We start from the raw sequence: 573 nt of genomic DNA on the forward strand, positions 1-573 counted from the left end.
TGTGGGGGCGGGAGAGACGAGGGGGGAACAGGATGACTGAAGTCATCGAAGAAGGCTAGGGATGCTGAATCAAGCATTCAATAGGGTGGACATGGTTCGGTGCCGTGGCCGATGATCTCCGGCATGATCCGGGCTGCCACTGTGAACGACGTCGCGGACATCCGCGCGATGATCCGTGAACTCGCCGCGTACGAAAGGGCGGTGGAGCAGGCCCGGGCGACCGAGGAGCAGCTCCGCGAGGCCCTGTTCGGTGAACGCCCCGCCGCGTACGCCCTGATCGCCGAGGACGAGGACACCGGCGAGACCGTGGGCTACGCCCTGTGGTTCCCCCGCTTCTCGACCTGGACCGGCACGCGGGGCATGCACCTGGAGGACCTCTACGTCCGGCCGGCGGCACGGGGCGGCGGCTACGGCAAGGCCCTGCTCGCGTCGCTCGCCGCGATCTGCCGACGGGACGGCTTCGAGCGCTTCGAGTGGTGGGTCCTCGACTGGAACGAACCGGCGATCGGCTTCTACAAGTCGCTCGGCGCGGAACTCCTGGAGGAGTGGACGGTGTGCCGACTGAGCGGCGCC

At 67.9% G+C, this 573-nt stretch carries 1 protein-coding gene; it reads left to right on the plus strand.

Annotated features, from left to right (window positions below; genetic code table 11):
* Positions 1-123: 123 nt before the first annotated feature.
* The coding region (locus AOK23_RS31120) for a GNAT family N-acetyltransferase (protein ID WP_055715914.1) at positions 124-573 on the plus strand (450 nt) is incomplete at its 3' end.

Source organism: Streptomyces torulosus, from assembly GCF_001419765.1.
GTDB lineage: Bacteria > Actinomycetota > Actinomycetes > Streptomycetales > Streptomycetaceae > Streptomyces > Streptomyces torulosus.